The organism is Streptomyces sp. NPDC059166 (genome assembly GCF_042755185.1).
In the GTDB taxonomy this organism is placed as follows: Bacteria; Actinomycetota; Actinomycetes; order Streptomycetales; family Streptomycetaceae; genus Streptomyces.
On the sequence record NZ_JBHZCI010000044.1, the window covers coordinates 44030 to 60221 of the forward strand.

At 73.4% G+C, this 16192-nt stretch carries 16 protein-coding genes; 8 read left to right on the forward strand and 8 right to left on the reverse strand.

Features of this window, described 5'->3' with window-relative positions:
• Positions 1 to 18 precede the first annotated feature (18 nt).
• The 3 genes from glyA to ACFXOA_RS27260 all read left to right on the forward strand — a co-directional run bounded on the left by glyA (position 19) and on the right by ACFXOA_RS27260 (position 3475).
• Positions 19 to 1299 (forward strand): serine hydroxymethyltransferase, encoded by a 1281-nt coding sequence (gene glyA, locus ACFXOA_RS27250; protein WP_385033866.1) that lies wholly within the window; start codon positions 19 to 21, stop codon positions 1297 to 1299.
• 162 nt (positions 1300 to 1461) lie between these two features.
• Positions 1462 to 2775 carry an NERD domain-containing protein gene (locus ACFXOA_RS27255; protein ID WP_385033869.1) on the forward strand — a complete coding sequence of 438 codons (1314 nt, stop codon included), beginning with the start codon at positions 1462 to 1464 and terminating at the stop codon, positions 2773 to 2775.
• Between the two features lie 241 nt (positions 2776 to 3016).
• On the forward strand, positions 3017 to 3475 hold the full coding sequence (locus tag ACFXOA_RS27260; protein WP_385033872.1) for a nuclear transport factor 2 family protein: 459 nt from the start codon (positions 3017 to 3019) through the stop codon (positions 3473 to 3475).
• Between the two features lie 91 nt (positions 3476 to 3566).
• Here ACFXOA_RS27260 and ACFXOA_RS27265 read toward each other — a convergent pair whose 3' ends face one another.
• From ACFXOA_RS27265 to ACFXOA_RS27280, 4 genes are all read right to left on the reverse strand, one after another.
• Complete coding sequence (locus tag ACFXOA_RS27265; protein ID WP_385033874.1) at positions 3567 to 3806, reverse strand: hypothetical protein; 240 nt, start codon at positions 3804 to 3806, stop codon at positions 3567 to 3569.
• A gap of 34 nt (positions 3807 to 3840) precedes the next feature.
• A complete protein-coding gene (locus tag ACFXOA_RS27270; protein ID WP_385033877.1) occupies positions 3841 to 4770 on the reverse strand; it encodes an MBL fold metallo-hydrolase in 930 nt (309 codons plus the stop codon).
• Positions 4767 to 5303, reverse strand: coding sequence for a flavin reductase family protein (locus tag ACFXOA_RS27275; RefSeq protein ID WP_385033880.1), 537 nt, complete (start codon positions 5301 to 5303; stop codon positions 4767 to 4769). Before ACFXOA_RS27275 ends, ACFXOA_RS27270 begins: the two co-directional genes overlap by 4 nt.
• Before the next feature lie 142 nt (positions 5304 to 5445).
• Positions 5446 to 6231 (reverse strand): SDR family NAD(P)-dependent oxidoreductase, encoded by a 786-nt coding sequence (locus ACFXOA_RS27280; protein WP_385033883.1) that lies wholly within the window; start codon positions 6229 to 6231, stop codon positions 5446 to 5448.
• Between the two features lie 203 nt (positions 6232 to 6434).
• Between ACFXOA_RS27280 and ACFXOA_RS27285 the strand changes: the two genes are divergently transcribed.
• The 3 genes from ACFXOA_RS27285 to ACFXOA_RS27295 all read left to right on the forward strand — a co-directional run bounded on the left by ACFXOA_RS27285 (position 6435) and on the right by ACFXOA_RS27295 (position 9583).
• The gene (locus ACFXOA_RS27285) at positions 6435 to 6926 is read left to right on the forward strand and encodes an SRPBCC domain-containing protein (protein WP_385033886.1); all 492 of its coding nucleotides are present in this window, start codon (positions 6435 to 6437) and stop codon (positions 6924 to 6926) included.
• Entirely contained in the window at positions 6923 to 8062 is a 1140-nt protein-coding gene (locus ACFXOA_RS27290; RefSeq protein ID WP_385033889.1) for a hydrolase, read from the forward strand. Before ACFXOA_RS27285 ends, ACFXOA_RS27290 begins: the two co-directional genes overlap by 4 nt.
• Before the next feature lie 255 nt (positions 8063 to 8317).
• The gene (locus ACFXOA_RS27295; RefSeq protein WP_385033892.1) at positions 8318 to 9583 is read left to right on the forward strand and encodes a cytochrome P450; all 1266 of its coding nucleotides are present in this window, start codon (positions 8318 to 8320) and stop codon (positions 9581 to 9583) included.
• 252 nt (positions 9584 to 9835) lie between these two features.
• Here the strand turns inward: ACFXOA_RS27295 and ACFXOA_RS27300 are convergent, their stop codons facing one another.
• From ACFXOA_RS27300 to ACFXOA_RS27315, 4 genes are all read right to left on the reverse strand, one after another.
• The gene (locus tag ACFXOA_RS27300) at positions 9836 to 10603 is read right to left on the reverse strand and encodes a VOC family protein (protein WP_385033895.1); all 768 of its coding nucleotides are present in this window, start codon (positions 10601 to 10603) and stop codon (positions 9836 to 9838) included.
• Between the two features lie 168 nt (positions 10604 to 10771).
• Positions 10772 to 11329 carry a hypothetical protein gene (locus ACFXOA_RS27305; protein WP_385033898.1) on the reverse strand — a complete coding sequence of 186 codons (558 nt, stop codon included), beginning with the start codon at positions 11327 to 11329 and terminating at the stop codon, positions 10772 to 10774.
• Positions 11322 to 12662, reverse strand: a complete 1341-nt coding sequence (locus tag ACFXOA_RS27310; RefSeq protein WP_385033901.1) for an NAD(P)/FAD-dependent oxidoreductase — start codon at positions 12660 to 12662, stop codon at positions 11322 to 11324. The genes ACFXOA_RS27305 and ACFXOA_RS27310 overlap by 8 nt, the downstream gene beginning before the upstream one ends.
• Positions 12662 to 12985, reverse strand: coding sequence for a 2Fe-2S iron-sulfur cluster-binding protein (locus tag ACFXOA_RS27315; protein ID WP_385033904.1), 324 nt, complete (start codon positions 12983 to 12985; stop codon positions 12662 to 12664). The genes ACFXOA_RS27310 and ACFXOA_RS27315 overlap by 1 nt, the downstream gene beginning before the upstream one ends.
• A gap of 180 nt (positions 12986 to 13165) precedes the next feature.
• Here ACFXOA_RS27315 and ACFXOA_RS27320 point away from each other — a divergent pair, with 180 nt between their 5' ends.
• A complete protein-coding gene (locus ACFXOA_RS27320) occupies positions 13166 to 14656 on the forward strand; it encodes an MFS transporter (RefSeq protein WP_385033907.1) in 1491 nt (496 codons plus the stop codon).
• 21 nt (positions 14657 to 14677) lie between these two features.
• Positions 14678 to 16102 carry an alpha/beta fold hydrolase gene (locus tag ACFXOA_RS27325; RefSeq protein ID WP_385033910.1) on the forward strand — a complete coding sequence of 475 codons (1425 nt, stop codon included), beginning with the start codon at positions 14678 to 14680 and terminating at the stop codon, positions 16100 to 16102.
• The last annotated feature ends 90 nt before the right edge of the window (positions 16103 to 16192 follow it).

A 16192-nucleotide genomic window follows, 5' to 3' on the forward strand; every position in this document is an offset into this window, starting at 1 on the left:
CGACCCGGGAGGAAACCCGTGGCCGTACAGCCGTCCTGTGACCGCCGCCCCGCCCTGTCCGCCGCAGACCCGGAACTCGCCGCCCTGGTGAACGACGAGGAACGGCTCCAGGCGGACACCCTGCGCCTGATCCCCAGCGAGAACTACGTCTCCGCCGCCGTGCTGGAGGCCTCCGGCACGGTGCTGCAGAACAAGTACTCCGAGGGCTACCCCGGCAAGCGCTACTACGAGGGCCAGCAGGTCGTCGACCAGGTGGAGACCCTCGCGGTGGAGCGCGCCCAGGCGCTCTTCGGGATGGACCACGCCAACGTCCAGCCCTACTCCGGCTCCCCGGCCAACCTCGCCGTCTACATGGCCTTCCTGGAACCCGGTGACACCGTGCTCGGGATGTCGCTGCCCATGGGTGGTCACCTCACCCACGGCTGGGGCGTCTCGGCCACCGGCACGTGGTTCCGCGGCGTGCGCTACGGCGTCAGGCGGGACACGGGGCGCATCGACCTCGACGAGGTGCGCGACCTGGCCCGCGCCGAACGCCCCAAGCTGATCTTCTGCGGCGGGACCGCCGTGCCCCGGGTGATCGACTTCGCCGGGTTCGCCGGGATCGCGCGCGAGGTGGGCGCCGTCCTGGTGGCCGACATCGCGCACATCGCCGGCCTGATCGCCGGCGGCGCGCACCCCTCGCCCGCCCCATATGCCGACGTCGTCTCCACCACCACGCACAAGACGCTCCGCGGGCCGCGCGGTGCGATGCTCCTGACCCGGGCCGAGCACGCCAGAGCCGTCGACCGGGCCGTCTTCCCCGGACTCCAGGGCGGCCCGCACAACCAGACGACCGCAGCGATCGCGGTCGCGCTGAAGGAGGCGTCCGGGCCGGACTTCGCCGCCTACGCCCACCGGGTCGTCGGCAACGCCCGGGCGCTGGGCGAGGAGCTGGCCGCACGCGGCTTCGACCTCGTCTCGGGCGGCACCGACAACCACCTGCTGCTGGCCGACCTCACCGGCAAGGGGGTCTCGGGCAAGGTCGCGGCGAAGGCGCTCGACCGCGCCGGGATCGTCGTCAACTACAACACCGTCCCCTACGACCCCCGCAAGCCCTTCGACCCCTCCGGTATCCGCATCGGCACCCCGGCCCTCACGTCCCGGGGTGTCCCCGCCTCGGAGATGGGGACGGTCGCCCAGTGGATCGACCTCGTCGTCGACGCCGCCCGTACAGGTGACGAAACGACGGTTTCCAAGGTCCGGGACGAGGTACGGACCATGATGGACGCCTATCCGGCACCGGGCCTTCCGCTGCTCTGAGCAGGGCGCCGTGGCGGTCCGGGACGGGGCACACCGGGCCCGGGCCGCCACGGAACGCCGTGTCCCCGATCCCGCGCGCCCGCTCTGCGCCCTGTGCGAGGGCCGGACCGCCGTACAGGCTGGGGGAAGCGAGGAAGCCGGCGGGTGAACAGAGGGGGCACGATGCAGGATCTCAAGGTCACGTCATGGCAGCTCTTCGGGCACGACCGGCTCTATGTGAATCTGCCGGACGGCACCGCGATCGGGTGGGCGGACCGGGGCAACGGCACGATCACGGTGCTGCACCCGCGCTACCGCGACGCCGTGACCGACGCCCTCGCGCGCCAGGTCCCGGACCTGCCCGCGCTCGTCGGGGAGGACCTCCAGCCGGTGGTGCAGGGCCCGCCGATACCTCCGCCCGTCCCGAGGATCGGGCCGGTGCGGGGGCTGCGGAAGCGGCGCACCACCTCGGCGGAGGCCCCCGCACCGGAGGCCACGGCACCCGCACCGGAGGCACCGGCATCCGCACCGGAGGCCGCGGCGCCCGCACCGGAGGCACCGGCATCCGCACCGGAGGCCGCGGCGCCCGCACCGGAGGCACCGGTCACCGTGTCGGTGCGGGAGCGCGGTCCCGCCGTGGTGCACGCGCCCCCACCGGACGCCGTGACCTCACCCCGGCCCGGGGCCGGCCGGGAAGCGGGGCCAGGTTCGGAAGGCGGGCCCGGCCGGGAAGCGGGGCCAGGTCCGGAAGCCGGGCCCGGCCGGGAGGCGGGGCCAGGTTCGGAAGGCGGGAAGGGCACGGGGCCCCGGACGGAAGCCGTACCGGAGGTGACCACGGCGGAGGACGGGCGGCGCCGGCGTCCCGTCGTGCTGCCGGCGCTGACCGCCGCGAGCGACCTCGCCGGGCGGCGCCCCGGTGCCGGACTGCGCGAGCAGCTCGGCGAGTCGGGGGCCGGGACGCTGGTCAGGACGGCGACGGCGGCGCTGCGGCGCACCAGGGAGACGGATCCACGCCGGGGCGCCCTGTCGGGTGAGCGCCGGGTCGGGGCCGAACTCAGGCGGCTGACACGGCACGGCTGGCGGCTCCTGCACTCGGTGCCGCTGCCGGACGGCACGGAGATCGGCCACCTGCTGATCGGGCCGGGAGGTGTCTTCGCTGTGGGCACCGAGCACCACCCCGGCGAGTCGGTACGCGTCGACGGCGGCACCCTGCGCGTCGGCGACGGCGAGCCCCGGCCGTACGAGCCCGGCCACCACCAGGCCCGGTACGCGCGGACGGTGCTGGAGGCCTACTGCGCCTTCGCCGTACCCGTCGAGACCGTACGGGTCTTCACCGGGGCGGCAACGCTGGAGGTGGCCGCCGCGCCGGCCGGTGTGCGGGTGTACGGCGAACGCCAGGTGTCCGCCCTGGCCCCGACGGCAGGTGTGCTGACGCCCACCCAGGTGGAACGGGCGTACGACGTCGCACGCAACGCGGAGGCATGGCTGGAGGGCTGAGACGAGCGGCCGTCCGAGGCCCGGGAGCACCGCCACCGCTCCCGGGCCCACGCCGTCCGCAGCGCCCCCGCACACCCGGCCCCTGCCCGGCCGCCGCCCTGCCCGCCGGGGGATCACAGCGCCCCGGACCACCCGCGCCCTGCGACCCCGAGCCGCTCTCCAGCGGGAATGCAGCCCGGCACGGAAGCCTGGTGTGCACGGCGGACAGCCGCGAGGGCGGACGCCGCGAGAGGAGCTCACCATGTCTCAGCCGGCCGGTACCCTCCGCCAGCAGGTCACCGGAGACCTGTACGCAGAGGTGCAGACCTTCTACGCCCAGCAGATGCGAAGGGTCGACGCCCTGGACATCGAGGGCTTCGCCGCCACGTTCACGGACGACGGTGAGATCGTGCACGCCGGTGGCCACCGGCAGAGCGGAAAGGCGGAGATGCTCGCCGGGATGCGCGCCAGCCTGCCCCGCTACCGGGACATCGCCGTACGCCACTGGTTCGGTCACCTGATCATCGAGCCCGACGTGACGGACGAGGACACCCTGCACGTCTCGTACTACACCCTGGTCACCCAGACCGACCGCGAGGGGAAGGTCGCCTTCCAGCCGACCTTCACCGTGGACGACGTGCTGGTCCGCCGTGACGGCCGGCTGCTGACCAGTTCGCGGGTCATCCACCGTGACACCCCGGTCACCCTGCCCGTCGGCTGAGAGACCGTCGGTCCGAAGCCCGGCACATGGATGAGGGGCCCTGCTCGCAGGGCCCCTCATCCATGTGCCGGGCGCGGTCCCGGCGTGCCGCTCAGTCGATCCCCCGGCAGATGTGCGGCTCGCTCCCGTCGTCGTCCGGGTCCCCGGCCAGCAGCAGCGGCGCCCAGCCCGGCACTTCGGCCGTGGGCCTCGCGGCCGGGCCCGGGGCGGCCGGAGGCCGGCCGGCCCGGGCCACGGCCGCCTGTGGCGGGGCGGCTGCGAACAGGGCGGCCCGAGGCGGGGCCGAGAGGGACGGCATCGGTGTCTCGCGGTCCAGCAGAATCGTCTCCATCGACGAGTCCTCCTTCAGGATGTGCGGTGCGAGGTCAGGCGTGACAGGCGGGCAGCCCGCCGTTGAAGGCGACCATCTCCTTGAACGAGGCCGCCACATCGATGCGGGCGCCGGGAGCGAGGCCCTCCAGCTCCGCGTACGCACGGTGCAGGTTGCCCACCAGCCGCTCGGGGTCCAGGAGTTCACCGAACACGCCGAGGTCGGCCTCGCGGGCCGCCCGCAGCGGGTCCACCCCACGACGCAGGCCCTCCACGGCCAGCTCCCGCAGCCGGACGAGATACTCCCGGGTGGCGTCGATGAGCTCGGGACCGCCGACCGGCCCGTGTCCGGGCACCACCACGGCCGGCGCCAGCGCCCGCAACCGGTCCAGGGCCTTCAGCGAACCGCTCACCGACCCCATCAGGACGTACGGCGTCACCCCGGACCAGACCACGTCACCGGTGAAGAGGACGGCCCTCTCGGGCACCCACGCCACGATGTCGTTCGCGGTGTGGGCGGGGCCGACGTGGAGCAGTTCGGTGCGGAGCCCGCCGCCGTGCAGGGTCAGCTGCTCGCTGAAGGTGAGCGTCGGCAGGGTCAGCGGGGTCTCACCCCACTCGACGTCCGGCCACAGGTGACGCAGACCGAGTCCGGCCTCCGCCGTGTCGGCGCGGGTTCCCTCGTGGGCCACGATCACCGAGCGCGGGGCGAACTGCCCGTTGCCGAAGGTGTGGTCGCCGTGGAAATGGGTGTTGACGACGTGGTCGGGACCACCGGGCACGAGCCGGGTGACCTCCTCCCGCAGCCGCCGGGTGCGTGACTCGGTGGCCGCCGTGTCGACCAGGACCGCGGAGTCCCGGCCGACGACCAGGCCCGCGTTGTTCAGGCACCAGCCGCCCGCGGGCTGCACGAAGGCGTACACCCCGTCGGCGACCTCGGTCAGCGAGCCCGGTGGGGCGACGTGCGCGGCGGTGGCGGTGCTCATGCGGCGGCCTCCTGCGCGGGCAGCCTGCCGAAGCGGCCCTGGTGGAAGAGGAGCGGGTCGGCGGAAGGGCGCCCGCCGGACAGGGCCACGACTCTGCCGATGAGCAGCGTGTGGTCCCCTGCGGCGTACTCGGCGTCCAGCACGCACTCCACGTACGTCTCCGCTTCCGGCAGCACGGCGTTGCCGGTGACGCCCTCCTCGGCGGACAGCCGGAGCATCGCCGCCCTGCCCTCCGAGCGGTCCGGGCGGCAGAACTCCTGTGCCAGGTCGCGCTGCGACTCGGTCAGTACGTTCACCGCGAAACTCCCGGCGCGCGATATCCGCGGCCGCATCCGGCCGTCCGCCTTCACCGACACCAGGATCAGCATGGGGTCCAGCGAGACCGAGGTCAGGCTGTTGAGGGTCATCACGATGGCGTCGTCGCCGCTGCCCTGGGTGAGCAGTGTGACACCGGTGGGGAAGCGGCCCATCGCGTTGCGGAAGGCGGCCACATCGGGCTCTGCCAGCAGTGTGCCGGCGGTGACAGCGGTCATGTCGGTAACTCCGATTCTGCTCGGGACGTCAGGGCTCGGGAGATCAGGGCTCGGGACATCAGGGCTCGTGCCGTCGGGACTGGTGCCGTGGAGGGCTGCGACGTCGGAGGACGGGGGGGAGGTGCGCCGGGCGTGCGCCCGGTCAGTAGTTGCCGAGCCCGCCGCAGACGTTCATGGCCTGGGCCGTGATCGAGGCGGCCGTGTCGGAGGCCAGGTAGCCGACCAGGCCGGCGACCTCCTCGGGGGTGGAGTAGCGGCCCAGCGGGATCTTCGCGTTGAACTTGTCCTGGATCTCCGCCTCGCTGACCCCGTAGTGCCCGGCGTACCCCTGGCGCACCCGCTGGGCCATCGGGGTCTCCACGTACCCGGGGCAGACCGCGTTCACGGTGATCCCGGTCGCCGCGAGCTCCTTGCCCACCGCCTTGGTGAAGCCGATGACACCGTGCTTGGACGCGGAGTACGGGGCGGCCAGCTCGACACCCTGCTTGCCGCCGGTGGAGGCGATGTTGATGATCCGGCCCCAGTCGCCCTCCCGCATGCGACCGGTGCTCAGAACCTCCCGGGTCACCCGGAACGTGCCGTTGAGGTTGGTCTCGATGACGTCGTCCCAGAGGGAGTCCTCGATCTCCGCCGTCACCCCGCCGCCGCCCCGGCCGGCGTTGTTGACCAGGATGTCGATCCGGCCGTACTCAGCCACCGCCGCGCTCACCGCCGCCTTGATCTGGGCGGGCGAGGTCACGTCGCAGACGGTTCCGGCCACCTCCAGGCCCTCCTCGCGCAGCTCCTTCACCACCGTGGCCACGCTCTCCGCGCCGCGCGCCACCCCGAACACCGCGACCCCCTGCCGGGCCAGCAGCTCCGTGACGGCGAGACCGATCCCGCTGGTCGCGCCGGTGACGAAGGCAACGCGTCGTCCTGTGTCAGTCATCGTGCTCTCCCCATCGCTCGTATCGGTCCGGTCGACGGTGGGCCCGTCTCCTTGCGGAGTTCTCGGACCGCGGTGGAGCCGGGGTGGACGGCACCCGTTCGAGCCGCGCTCGACAAGGGGACGAGTGCGGGACGTCAGTGTGGGCGGCAATTCGATGCGGCGACCGGGCGGTCCGACACCCGGCTGGAGCGAGGAGAGGCCCCGTGCCCGAGCAGACGCAGACCCTGCCCGACGTCAGGAAGTCGGTGACCGTGGCGGCGACACCCGACCAGTGCTTCAAGATCTTCACCGAGCGGCCCGCCGCATGGTGGCCGCCGAGCCACATCCTCGTGCGCAAGGAGCGCGCCGGACTGGCCTTCGAGCCCGGTGTGGGCGGGCGGTACTACGAATGGGACGTGGAGGGGACCGAGATCGCCTGGGGCCGGGTGCTCGAGTGGGTGCCGGGCCGACGGGTCGCGATGACCTGGCGGATCGACCCCAACTGGCAGTCCCTGCCCACCGACGAGGGCGCCAGCGAGATCCACGTCGACTTCGAGGCCGTGGACGCCACCCACACCCGGGTGTCGCTCGCACACGTCAAGCTCGACCAGCACGGTCCGGGCGCCGAGAGGATCTTCAAGGCGCTCGACGGTCCGAGCCCCGGTGAGACGCTGGCACTCTTCGAGAAGGCCGTGGCGGACGGGGTGGACGCATGAGCGTCGACGCCCCCGCCGCACCCGTCACCGCCGCGGGCGGGGACACCGGCCTGGTCGCCGCCGCCGACCGGCTGCGGCTGCTCGCCGCCCTGCACGCCCCCGCCGCCGACACCGGCCGTGCCCTCAGCCGTGAGGTGACCGAGGCGATACGCGAGGCCGGGTTCGCCCGGCACTTCGTGGCCGCCCGCTTCGGCGGCTCCGAAGGCACCTTCGCCGAACTGACCGACGCCGTCGTCTCGGTCGGCCAGGGCTGTGCCGCCTCCGCGTGGTGCGCCTCGCTCGCCGCGTACTCCGCCCGCTTCGCCTCCCACCTGCCCGAGGAGGGGCACCAGGCGCTCTGGGGGGCGAGCCCGGACACCGTGGTGGCCACCGGCCTCATGCCGGCCGGCCGTGCCAGGGCCGTGGACGGCGGATGGAAGGTCACCGGCCGGTGGTCCTACGTCAGCGGGATCGACTTCGCCGACTGGGTGATGCTCTGCGCCGCCGTCCCGGGCGGCGAGGGACCGCCCCGGTTGCGCTTCTTCACGCTGCCGCGCGGCACGTACACCGTGCAGGAGACCTGGGACAGCGTCGGGATGCGGGCGACCGGGAGCCACACCGTCGTCGTCGACGACGTGCTGGTGCCGGCGCACCTCTCCTTCGACCGGGCCGACATGCTCAGCGGCCGCAACGCGACCTCCGGGGTCCCCGCCCACAACGTGCCGTTCCAGGCCGTCGGCGGGCTCACCTTCATCGCCCCGGTCGTCGGGGCCGCCCTCGGAGCCCTGACGGCGTGCGCGGGCTCGGTCACCGGGCGGCGGCGCAACGAGACCGCCGAACTGACCGTGGTGCGCGCCTCGGGCCGGATCGACGCCGCACGCGCCCTCGTCGGGCAGAACGCCGAGGTGCTGGACGGCCGGCTGTTCACGCCGGAGCACATGGCGCGCAACGAACGCAACGCGACCTACGCGGCGGAGAGCCTGCGCGAGGCGGTCACCCTGCTCGTCGGTGCCGCGGGAACGGGCGGCCTCGGCGAGGAGCACGCGCTCCAGCGCTTCTGGCGGGACATCACCTCCGCCGCCAGCCATGTCGCCCTCCAGTACGACACGGCGGCCCGGAAGAACTACTCGGCCGTACTGCTCGGCCCCGCCGAGTGAGAGCCCTCCTCTGACCGGGGGCCGTGACCGGCGGCCGTAGCGGAGAGCCGTGTGCGCGGCGGGGGCGTCCGGGACTTCCGGGCGCCCCCGCCCGTATGCACCGCCCGTACGCCCCGACGCCCGTACGCCCGTACGCCATTGCGCCCCAGCGGCTCACCCCCTGACCGCGCCGCGGGCTCGAGCAACGGGCGAGGTGGCCTCCATCCCCCGTACGTACGTTGGCCAAGACCCGTAATCCCGAGCGGAGGTTTCACCGTGACAGTCACCCAGGAGACAGCCACCGAGGAGACGGCGCCCCAGGGCACCGGCTGCCCGGTGGCCCACACCTTCCCCTTCGAGGGATCCAGCTACCGGGGCCCGGCGCCCGCCTACCGCGCGCTGCGGGCCGGGCAGCCGGTGGTCAAGGTCCCGACGGCGGGCGGTGTGGACGCGTGGCTGGTCACCCGCTACGAGGACGTACGCAGCCTGTCGGCCGACCCCAGGCTCAGCCGTGCCCGGGCCTGTGGTGAGGGCGCCCCGCGGGTCGGCGGCACCATGCACACCACCCCGGAGATGATCATCTCGCTGGACGCGCCCGAGCACTCCCGGCTCCGCAAGCTCGTGGCCGGAGCCTTCACGATGCGCCGGGTCGAGCGGATGCGCGACAACGTCCAGCGGGTCACGGACGAACTGCTGGACGACATGGAGGCCAAGGGCGGCACGGTCGACCTCGTCCAGCAGCTGGCGGTACCGCTGCCGCTGACCGTCATAGGCGAGCTGCTCGGAGTGCCGGCGCAGGACCTGCGGGAGTTCGAGCAGTGGGCGCGGGCGTTCGCCACCGTCGACGACCGGGCCGGCGGCGAGGCGTCCCTGCACGCCTTGGGCAAGCTCAGCGAGTACATCGTGGGCCTGATCGCCGAGAAGCGGGCCAACCCCTCCGACGACATGCTCTCCGAGCTCATCGCGGCGCGCGACGACGACGACCGGCTCAGCGAGGCCGAGCTCGTCACCTTCGGCTTCACCCTGATCGGCGCCGGCTTCGACACCACCGCGAACCAGCTCGCGAACTCCGTGCTCGCCCTGCTGGTCGACCACCAGGAGCAGTGGCGGTACCTGGTCGAGGACCCCTCCCGCATCCCCACCGCCGTCGAGGAACTCCTGCGGCACGTCAACCTGTTCGCCACCGACACCTCCGGCTTCCCCCGGATCGCCGCCGAGGACATCGAGGTCGGCGGGGTGACGATCCCCGAGGGCGACGCGGTCCTGCTGTCCCTGGCGTCGGCCAACCGCGACCCCGAGGTCTTCGCCGACCCCGACCGGCTCGACCTGGCCCGCGAGCGCAACCCGCACATCTCCTTCGGCCACGGCATGCACTACTGCCTGGGCAAGCACCTCGGACGGATGGAGATGGAGATCGCCATCGAGGGCCTGGTACGGCGCTTCCCCGACCTGAGGCTCGCGGTACCGGAGAGCGAACTGCCCTGGCACACGGGGGAGATCAACCACACACTGACCAGCCTCCCGGTGGTCCGGGGCGCCTGACCCCGGGGGCGCCCCGGCCGAGCCGCCGCTGGGGCGCCCCCGACCGAGGAAAGCCGGCTCCCGTGCGGGGGAGCCGGCTTTCGCGTGCGCCGGACACGACGGCGGCCGGCCGGCACGGGAGCTGCGGGCAGGGCCGGAACGCATCCGCGCGCGGGGACGGGGCCCGGACCGGGGACGCCTCCCGCACACGGACACGGCCCCGGGGAGATCCCCGGGGCCGTGTCCGCTTCCGCGTCCGTATGCCGTGAGCGGTCAGCCCGCGTCCTTGACGGGGCCCATCACCGCGAACCGGGCGCCCTGGTCGTCGGAGACCAGTGCGGAACGGCCGAACGGGCTGTCGGACGGCTCCCGGCTGACGTCGCCGCCCATCTCACGCACCTTGGCAACGGTGGCGTCGGTGTCCTCGACGGAGAAGTAGACGAGAGCGTGCGCCGGCACCTCGGCGGGGATGTACGAGCCCATCTGGAGGCGGGCGGCGACCGGGTACGGGGCGCCCGGCAGCGACCAGAGCCTGAAGTCGAACTCGCCCTCGGAGACCTGCTGCCCCTCGTAGCCGAAGACCTGCTCGTAGAACGGGTCCACCGCGCCCTTGTCGCGGGTGTAGATCTCGGGCCAGAAGAAGGAACCGGGAGCGCCCTTGAGCGCGAACCCGTCCCGGGCGCCGGCCTGCCAGGCGCCGAACGCCGCCCCTCCGGGGTCCGTGGCCACGAGCACCGTGCCGGCGTCCGCGATCGGGAGCGGACCCGCGGTCACCTTGCCCCCCGCCTCGCCGATCCGTACGGCCAGGGCCTCGACGTCGGGTGTGGACAGGTAGAGGTTCCACGCGGCCGGGGCGTCCGGGGCGGGCACGAGCGCGGCCACGTCCTTGCCGTCCTTGAGGGCGGGCGTGTAGTGGCCGAACTCCTCGGAGCCGGCCTCGAAGGTCCAGCCGAACAGCTCGCCGTAGAAGCGCTTGGCGGCCTCCAGGTCGGGGACGGCCAGGTCGACCCAGCAGGGGGCTCCAGCATCGAACGAGGTCATGTCTCGCCTTTCTCGTCTGCGCGGGCTCGTCCGCGCAGGCTGAGCGGGGGTGGTCACGATGCTCCGACGCTAGGGGCGGCCGCTGGAGCCGGGGACGAGGCGCGCCCGCGTCCGGCTCGGGTGAGCCGGCCGCGGGCGCGGGCCGTGGGCGTGCGGAGGGCCTGGCGGTCAGGAGGCCGGCAGAGCGGACACCCAGGTGGCCTTGGTGTCCACGTCGATCGGCCCCTGCGGGGCGCCGTTCTCGCTGGTGGTGACGAAGGCGTACGCGGCCGAACTGAAGTGCGTGCCGCGAATCTTGCCCATGTGCACGGCCTGGACGCTTCCCAGGTAGGCGCCGTCCTCACGGCCGGGGTGGGTCACGTAGAAGGCGAAGGAGCCGTTCTTCTTCTCGTTCCAGAAGCCCTTGGCCTCGTACTGCGGCAGGCCGTTCTCGTCCGGCGGGCCCTCGGCCGACAGCTGGTGGTCGGCGTGGAAGACGAAGCGCGGGGTCGTGGTCGAGGAACCGTCCGGCGTGTGGACGGTCACGGTCAGGTCCCAGACGCCCTCCAGGGACGTCGGAACGGAGCGGTGGCGCGCGGACTCCCCGGCGGACGCGCTCGCCGTTCCGACCCCGGCCAGGACCGCGAGGACCGCGAGCCAGACGCCTATGACCCGCAGGACGGCCGGACGTGGACGGTGTGTGCCGGCCCGCGCCAGGTGATCCGGCGACGTGGTGTTCTCAGACATGGACGGTCTGCCTCTCCTTGGTGTGTGCGTCGCCCGGAACAGGTGCGGCGCTCCGAACAGATGTGTCGCCGCGAGCGGTTGTGCCGCTCGGAGCGGGTGTGGGGGGCCGGACGAAGGTCTTGAGGTCGAAGCCGGGCCGCCGGGCCTCGTGCGGTGACGGGCCGGTGCCGGAGGCCAGCAGCTTGCGGGTGATCCCGTGGTCGGCGGGCCGGTTGAGGGACTCGGCCCCGATCAGCCGTCCGCCGCGGAAGCACAGGACGGAGAAGCGGCCGCCGGGTACGTCGCCGACGGTCACCGTCTCGTCGTGCTCCGAGGTGAGGCCCACCATCTGGAGCCGCAGCGCGTACTGCTCGGACCAGAACCAGGGCACCGCTGTGTACGGTGCCGGGGCCCCGCAGATCGCCGCGGCCACGCACCTGGCCTGGTCGGTGGCGTTCTGGACCGACTCCAGCCGGATGTGGCGGCCGGCGTGCGGGCTGGGGAACCGGGCGCAGTCCCCGATCGCGTACACGTCCGGGTCCTCGGTCCTCAGGTGGTCGTCCACCACGATGCCGTCGCCGACCACCAGGTCGGCGCCGAGCGCCAGATCCGTGTTGGGAAGCACACCGATACCCACGACGACCAGGTCCGCCGCGATCCGCTCGCCGCCGTCCAGCTCCATGACCTGGACCCGGCCCTCGGCGTCGCCGTACAGCGCGGTGACCTCCCGGTCCAGCAGCACCCGGACGCCCGCGGCGCGGTGTTCGTCGACGACGCGCTGCGACATGGCGGGGGTGAGCGCCCTGGCCAGGGCGCGGCTGTGTGCCTCCACGACCGTCACCCGGTGGCCCAGGCCACGCGCGGTGGCCGCGACCTCCAGGCCGATGAAGCCCGCCCCGACCACGACGACGTGCCGCGCGGGGCCGTCGAGCCCCCGGCGCAGCCGCAGGGCGTCGGCCGTACCGCGCAGCGAGAGCACCCCGGACAGGGACGCCCCCGGAACCGGGAGGCCGCGCGGCCGGCAGCCCGTCGCCAGCACCAGCGCGCCGTAGGGCAGCCACAGCCCGGACCCGAGGCGGACCGCGCGGCGGTCACGGTCGATCGCCTCCACCCGTTCGCCGGGCACCAGTTCGATGTCCTGGTCGCGGTAGAAGGAGGCCGGGCGCAGCGCGAGCTCTTCGTCCCCGACCGCGCCGGTGAGGAACCCCTTCGACAGCGGCGGGCGCCCGACGGGGGCGCCCGGCTCGTCGCCGACCAGGGTGACGCGGCCCTCGAAGCCGCGGGCCCTCAGCGCCGCCGCCGTTTCGAAACCGGCCTGTCCGGTGCCCGCCACGACGACGGATCCGGCGGCCATCAGCTCTGTGCCTCGGGCAGGTGGACCAGCAGGCCGTCGATCGCGTCCGACACCGGGAGCTGGCAGCTCAGCCGGCTGAAGTCGGAACGCTCGCACGCGGTGCCGTACAGCACGTCGTCCTCGACGGAGTCCATCTCGGGCAGCGGCAGGGTGTTCGACGGGTCGATGTAGACATGGCAGGTGCCGCACTGCGCGGACCCGCCGCACTGGGCCTCGATGCCCTCGACGTTGTTGAGTTTCGCACCGCGCATGACCGTGTTCGGGGCCTCGACGTCGACAACGGTGACGGTTCCGTTCGGATGTTTGTAGGTGATCTTGGCCATGGCGAGCTCTCCTAGTGGAATATCGGCCACCTGTGCGGAGGTACGGCACCGGACTGTGGGCCAGCTCCCTGAAGTCCCGGTGGAGCGCCTCTCGACCGCCGCGACGGGCTCGACCGGTACGCCACCGCCGGTCGATCCGCGGCCGATCCCCCGTCGATCGGGGCGGCGCAGCGTGCCCGTATGACAATGACCGATCGGACACGTGGAACGGCTTCCCCGGCGGGCCGCGGCGGCCCCGGCCGCCGGCTGCGCCTCGTACTCCTCGCCTGCTGCCTGGGCCAGTTCATGAACGTGCTGGACGCCTCCGTGGTGAACGTGGCGCTGCCCGTCATCGCCCGGGACCTCGGATTCGACGAGCACAACCTGCAACTGGTCAACAACGCCTACACGGTGACGGTCTGCGGCTTCCTGCTGCTCGGCGGCAGACTCGCCGACCTCTTCGGCCAGCGGCGTGTCTTCCTCCTCGGCGTCGGCCTGTTCACCCTGGCGAGCGTCGTCGGCGGTGCGGCGGACGCACCGCTGACCCTGGTGCTGGCCCGGGCCTTCCAGGGGCTCGGCGCGGCCGTGATGGCCCCGGCCACCCTCACCGTGCTCGGCACCACCTTCACCGAGCCCGCGGCGAGAGCGAAGGCGTTCGGCTGGTGGAGCGCGGTGTCCGGGGCGGCGGGAGCCGCCGGCGTACTGGTCGGCGGGGTGATCGTCCAGTGGTTCTCCTGGCGCTGGATCTTCCTGGTCAACGCACCGGTGGGACTGATGCTGTTCGCCACCGTGCGCTGGGTGGTGCCCGAGACCCGGCCCCGCCGCACCGGTGACGGACGCGGGCTCGACCTGCCGGGCGCGGTCACGGTCACCCTCGGGCTCATGGCCGCCGTGTACGGGGTGGCCGAGTCGCACGTCCACGGCTGGGGATCCGCGCGGGTGCTCGGCCCGCTGCTGGGAGGCGTGGTGCTGCTCGCCGCGTTCCTGGTGATCCAGGCCCGGTTCGCCGCGAACCCCCTGGTGCCGCTCGGGGTGTTCCGCAACCGTTCGGTGGCCGCCGCCAACCTGGTGGCCTTCTTCGGCATAGCCGCACTCTTCAGCACCTTCTACTTCTTCACCCTCGTCCTGCAGCAGGTGCTGCACTACTCCCCGTTGCGCACGGGGCTGAGCTACCTCCCGCTCTCGCTCGGTATCGCCCTGGGAGGCTGGGGCGTCGCCCGGCTGGTGCCGAGGACCGGGCCCCGCCCGATCCTGACCACCGGACTCGCCCTGGCCGGCGCGGCGCTCCTCTGGCTCTCCGCCGTGGACGCGGACTCCGGCTACGCCGGTGAGGTGCTCGGCCCCGCCACGCTGCTGGGCTTCGGCATGGGCGCCGTACTCAACGCCACGACCAACGCCGCCACCGCCGGGCTCCCCGCCCACCAGGCGGGGCTGGCCTCCGGGCTGCTCAACACCACGCGCCAACTGGGCAGCGCGGTGGGCCTGGTGACCCTGGCGGCACTGTCGGCCGCCCGCATCGACACCCGGACCGCCGAGGGCACCGGACGTACCGACGCCCTCGCCTCCGGCTACGGCCTGGCCCTCGCCGGGGCCGCGGTCTTCGCCGTGGCGGGGCTGGTGGCCGCGCTCTTCGTGCCGGTCCGGAGGCGGTCCAGCCCCTCTCGAGCCGGCGGCGAGAAGGTGGCCGCCTGACGAGAACGGAGGTTTGCGGTGGTGAGCCAGTTCCACACACAGCGGCCGCGATGGGCGCCCGCACCCGACAAGGACCAGGTCGAGCACGCGACGATCGAGGTCCCACGTGACTACGCCGACCCGGAGGGCGGGCGGATCACCCTCGCCCTCAGCCGCCGCCGCGCCACCGACCCGTCGCGGCGGCGCGGCGTGCTGCTGGCGGTCAACGGAGGCCCCGGTGGTGACTGGGGGAGGGGAAGGGACCTGCCCGACGCCTTCGCCGGCACCCCCGTCGCCGAGGTGTACGACCTGATCGGTTTCGACCCGCGCGGCACCGGGGCCTCCACCCCGCTGTACGCCGAGGTGTCCGTACCGGCCCAGCAGTTCGACTCCCGTCCGCCCGACAGCGCCTTCGCCGGCCTGGCCGACGACATGCGGCGCCGTGAGGAGGCGTGCGCCCGCGGCGGCGGGGAGCTGCGCCCGCACATCAGCACCCCCAACACCGCCCGTGACATGGACGTCATCCGGGCGGTGCTGGGCGAGGAGCGCATCAGCTTCGTCGGCTACGCCTACGGCGCCTACGTGGGCGCCGTCTACGGAAGCCTCTTCCCCACCGGTCTCGACCGGCTGGTCCTGGACTCCTGCGTGGGTCCGCACTGGACGTGGCGCGAGCAGTTCCTCCAGCAGGGGGACGCGGTGCAGCGCAACGTCGACCTGTGGGCCGGCTGGGCGGGCGCCCGGCACGGCCGCTTCGGGATCGGATCCACCGCCGACCAGGTGCTGACCACGGTCGAAGAGGCGGTGGCGGGCCTGGAGGGGCTGCCCGAGGACGCCGTACGGCTGAGGACCCTGTTCGACGGGGCCGTCGGCAACCGCGCCGCGGACCGCGGCCTCTGGGCCGAGCTGGCGGTCCTGGTCGCCGGCGTCGGGGCGGCGGCCCGCGAGGGCGACACGGCCGCATGCCGCGGACTGCTGGCCGAGCAGGGCACCTGGCGTCCCGCCGACAGCGAGGGCGACCTGCGCATCGGCGTCCTCGAGGCCATCACCCTGGAGCACGCCTGGCCCTCCGACCTGGAGGTCTACTACCAGGACATGCGGGAGTTCCGTAAGCGGTTCCCGTACGGCTTCGGAGTCCTGCGCGCCTCGCCCTGGGTGGGCGCGTTCCGTGCGTTCGAGTCCCCGGAGCCGCCGGTCGAGCTGACCCGCGACGGCTACCCGACCGGGCTGATCGTGCAGGCCGACGGCGACCCCATGGACCACTACGACGGCGGCGTGGCGATGGCCGGACTGCTCGGCCACCACCTGCTGACCGTGGAGGACTCCGGGGAGCACGAGGTGTACGTGCTCGGCGGCAACCCGCACGTCGACGAGGTGGTCCACGCCTACCTGGCCGACGGAGTGCTGCCGCCGGCCCGCTCCGGCTGCCCGGGCCGGACCCCGCGCCCCGCGATCCCCGCGGACACCTAGGTGTTCTGTCCCGGGAGGTTGTGGACGGGTGATGTAGGTCTCGGCTGAGGGATCTTGAACGGGTGAGGGCCTTCCGGGTTCGGTGTGGAT

Coding starts and splice junctions, on each gene's coding strand:
- ACFXOA_RS27255 (WP_385033869.1), top strand. CDS start 1,462: ATGCAGGATCTCAAGGTCACGTCATGGCAGCTCTTCGGGCACGACCGG.
- ACFXOA_RS27260 (WP_385033872.1), top strand. CDS start 3,017: ATGTCTCAGCCGGCCGGTACCCTCCGCCAGCAGGTCACCGGAGACCTG.
- ACFXOA_RS27265 (WP_385033874.1), bottom strand. CDS start 3,806: ATGGAGACGATTCTGCTGGACCGCGAGACACCGATGCCGTCCCTCTCG.
- ACFXOA_RS27270 (WP_385033877.1), bottom strand. CDS start 4,770: ATGAGCACCGCCACCGCCGCGCACGTCGCCCCACCGGGCTCGCTGACC.
- ACFXOA_RS27275 (WP_385033880.1), bottom strand. CDS start 5,303: ATGACCGCTGTCACCGCCGGCACACTGCTGGCAGAGCCCGATGTGGCC.
- ACFXOA_RS27280 (WP_385033883.1), bottom strand. CDS start 6,231: ATGACTGACACAGGACGACGCGTTGCCTTCGTCACCGGCGCGACCAGC.
- ACFXOA_RS27290 (WP_385033889.1), top strand. CDS start 6,923: ATGAGCGTCGACGCCCCCGCCGCACCCGTCACCGCCGCGGGCGGGGAC.
- ACFXOA_RS27300 (WP_385033895.1), bottom strand. CDS start 10,603: ATGACCTCGTTCGATGCTGGAGCCCCCTGCTGGGTCGACCTGGCCGTC.
- ACFXOA_RS27305 (WP_385033898.1), bottom strand. CDS start 11,329: ATGTCTGAGAACACCACGTCGCCGGATCACCTGGCGCGGGCCGGCACA.
- ACFXOA_RS27310 (WP_385033901.1), bottom strand. CDS start 12,662: ATGGCCGCCGGATCCGTCGTCGTGGCGGGCACCGGACAGGCCGGTTTC.
- ACFXOA_RS27315 (WP_385033904.1), bottom strand. CDS start 12,985: ATGGCCAAGATCACCTACAAACATCCGAACGGAACCGTCACCGTTGTC.
- ACFXOA_RS27320 (WP_385033907.1), top strand. CDS start 13,166: ATGACAATGACCGATCGGACACGTGGAACGGCTTCCCCGGCGGGCCGC.